We start from the raw sequence: 3,220 nt of genomic DNA on the forward strand, positions 1-3,220 counted from the left end.
ATGCGGCGCAGAATTTGGGCATCAGCAATGCCATATAGGGTGAAATGAAACCGGTAGTTCGCCTCTAGGTAACTGCGGATATCGCCGTTTTGAATGGCCACATTAATCATGTCATCATAGTGTTCTAGCGTGCCTATCTCACTGTTATCACACAGTATTGCAGCTCTTTCGGCCAAGTCAGGCTCGACAGTTAGACGAACGAGTTCGATTTGCTGCAAACGGTGGTCGGTCATCGCTGGCACGGCGATGCGGCGGTTTTCCAAAGTCACCAACGCGCCTTCGGCGGTCAGGCGGCGAATTGCTTCGCGGGCGGGGGTAATACCTGTGCCAATGGTTTCGGCAAGTCCGTGGATTGTAACAGGTTGCCCTGGGACGACCTCGCCAAAAAGAATCATCTCTTTGACGCGCTGATAGATCGTTTCATGTTCCGGCTTTTTTGCGGCCATTTGGTTCATTTCGCAAACTCTCCCCTTGGAATTAAGACATTCCACACCTCCTCTGAGTTGTCAAAACCTATCAAATTCACACATTCCGTTTGCAAACCTTTATATTTTAAACAAAGCTAGCTTAGGTAAATGAAAATCTCAGGGGAGATAAGTATGCGCAAAATGAACATGGGCACCATTCTTGCAGCCGCGGTTTTAGCCGCACAAGCAGGTTGGGCCGAAGAAGTACGTGTCTATAATTGGTCTGACTATATTGACGAAGATCTGCTGGCGAAGTTCGAAGAAGAAACTGGCTATGAACTGATCTATGACGTTTTTGATAGCAACGAAGTACTTGAAACCAAAATGCTTGCTGGCGGGTCCGGTTACGATATCGTCGTGCCGACAGGGACATTCTTGCAGCGTCAAATCACTGCAGGCGCGTTCCAACCCATTGATCCGGCCAAGCTTAGCAATTTTGGAAATCTCTGGGATTTGGTGTTGGATCGTACTGATATCTACGACCCGGGTGGACTCTATTCGATCAACTATATGTGGGGGACGACGGGGTTAGGTGTGAACGTTGCCAGAGTGACCGAGCTGCTAGGCGAAGACGCACCAGTCGATTCTCTTGAATTGATTTTTGACCCTGCAAACATGGAAAAGCTGGCGGAATGCGGCGTACATTTTCTTGATGCACCGACAGAATTAATTCCGGCTGCGCTGCAATATATTGGACAAGATCCAAACAGCAAAGATGAGGACGTGATTGCGATGGCTGAGCCGGTTCTGACTGCTGTTCGTCCGTTTGTTCAGAAGTACCACAGCTCTGAATACGTTTCGGCTTTGGCCAACGGTGACATCTGTGTCGCTTTCGGTTGGTCGGGTGATATCCTGCAGTCGCGCGATCGCGCGGTGGAGGCAGAAAACGGCGTAGAAATAGTCTATAGTGCGCCAGTCGAAGGAGCACAGATGTGGTTTGACCAAATGGCAATTCCTGTTGATGCGCCGAACCCAGATGGTGCACATGCATTCCTGAACTTTATTCTTGATGCCGAAAATATGGCCGCCGCATCGAACTATGTTTACTACGCGAACGGTAATCTAGCCTCACAGGAGTTTCTGGTTGAAGACGTAATTGGCGATACGGCCATTTATCCCGACGCAGCGACGCTTGAAACGCTTTATACAATCACCCCCTATGACGCGCGCACGCAGCGTACCGTCACACGGATGTGGACACGTATTAAGTCCGGCACCTAAATACCTAGCCCTCGGCCCTGCATGACAGGGCCGAGGACAGCCATCCCCGTTTTTTAGCGCATGCCGGAGGCCCAGACCCCTATGCCCGAAACCCTATTTGAGCCTTGGAAAGATCCGGAAGCAAAGCCGATCATCCGTTTCCAGAACGTCACCAAACGGTTTGGGGATTTCACCGCGGTCGATGACCTCAGCGTTGATATCTATGAAAAAGAATTCTTTGCCCTGCTTGGTCCGTCCGGATGCGGCAAAACCACGATGATGCGTATGCTGGCGGGATTTGAAACGCCCACCTCTGGTACTATCCTACTGGATGGCAAAGACATCTCTGCGGTGCCCCCAAACAAGCGCAGCGTGAACATGATGTTCCAATCCTACGCGCTGTTCCCGCATTTGACCGTCTACGACAACATCGCCTTTGGCCTGAAACGGTCAAACATGCCAAAAGACCAGATTGATGCGCGCGTCATGGAAATGCTGCGCCTTGTCCAGATCGAGAAGTTCGCCAAACGCAAACCTGAACAGATCTCTGGCGGGCAACGCCAGCGGGTTGCGCTAGCGCGATCTTTGGCCAAAGCACCGAAATTGTTGCTATTGGATGAACCGCTGTCCGCGCTGGATAAAAAGCTGCGCCAAGACACGCAGTTCGAGTTGATGGATATTCAAGAAAAAACCGGCACGACCTTTGTGATCGTTACCCATGACCAAGAAGAAGCGATGACAGTTGCCTCGCGTGTCGCCGTGATGAACTTTGGCAAGCTGGTCCAGGTCGACACGCCTGACCAAATCTACGAAGCGCCTAATAGCGCGTATGTCGCCGACTTTATCGGAGACGTGAACATCATCGAAGGCAATGCAACGGCGCAAGGTGACACGGTGTCGATTGCATGGGCCGAAGGGCAGCCGGATATCACCGGAACGCCAGCCAAGCCCGTTGCGAATGGCAAAGTCAGCTTTATCATTCGCCCTGAAAAGATCGCGATTTCTGCGGACAAGCCCACCGACCGGCATAATGCGGTCCAAGGCACGATCCTCGATATTGCCTATCTCGGCAATTTGTCGACCTACCATGTGAAGCTTGCCAACGGCACAGTGATCAAAGCGCAGGCCGCAAATTCGCGCAGGCGCGCGAGCCGCCCGTTTACGTGGGAAGACGAAGTCTGGCTGTCGTGGACAGACACCGCCGGTGTGGTTTTGGAAGGCTAGGGGACTGATATGAACCTTCGTCGCCTCACTTTGATCGCTGTCCCTTATCTGTGGCTGTTCGGGCTGTTCTTTGTCCCGTTCCTGATCGTCTTCAAGATATCATTGTCTGATATCGCACTATCAATCCCGCCTTATACCCCGACCTTGGAATTGTCCGATGGCTGGGCCGGGCTCAAGGATATGGTGTCGCAACTGGATTTCGAGAATTTTGAATTCTTGGCCACCGATGATCTCTATTGGAAAAGCTACCTTTCCAGCGTGCAGATTGCTTTTATTTCGACCGTCTTTGCCTTGATGATCGGTTTCCCAATCGCCTACGGCATGGCGAA

General features: G+C 51.6%; 3 protein-coding genes and 1 pseudogene. 3 read left to right on the top strand and 1 reads right to left on the bottom strand.

Annotation, left to right across the window (positions count from 1 at the left end):
• A partial coding sequence (locus QZ197_RS06705) for a GntR family transcriptional regulator (RefSeq protein ID WP_296431109.1) occupies positions 1-455 on the bottom strand: 455 nt, incomplete at its 3' end.
• A 153-nt stretch (positions 456-608) separates the two neighbouring features.
• Here QZ197_RS06705 and QZ197_RS06710 point away from each other — a divergent pair.
• From QZ197_RS06710 to QZ197_RS06720, 3 genes and pseudogenes are all read left to right on the top strand, one after another.
• On the top strand, positions 609-1,688 hold the full coding sequence (locus tag QZ197_RS06710) for a polyamine ABC transporter substrate-binding protein (protein WP_296431111.1): 1,080 nt from the start codon (positions 609-611) through the stop codon (positions 1,686-1,688).
• A gap of 81 nt (positions 1,689-1,769) precedes the next feature.
• A complete protein-coding gene (locus tag QZ197_RS06715; protein WP_296431110.1) occupies positions 1,770-2,891 on the top strand; it encodes an ABC transporter ATP-binding protein in 1,122 nt (373 codons plus the stop codon).
• Positions 2,892-2,900: 9 nt separating this feature from the next.
• Positions 2,901-3,220: pseudogene (locus QZ197_RS06720) on the top strand (ABC transporter permease); the annotation flags it as partial.

Origin of the sequence: Yoonia sp. (assembly GCF_017854415.1) — a bacterium.
In the GTDB taxonomy this organism is placed as follows: Bacteria; Pseudomonadota; Alphaproteobacteria; order Rhodobacterales; family Rhodobacteraceae; genus Yoonia.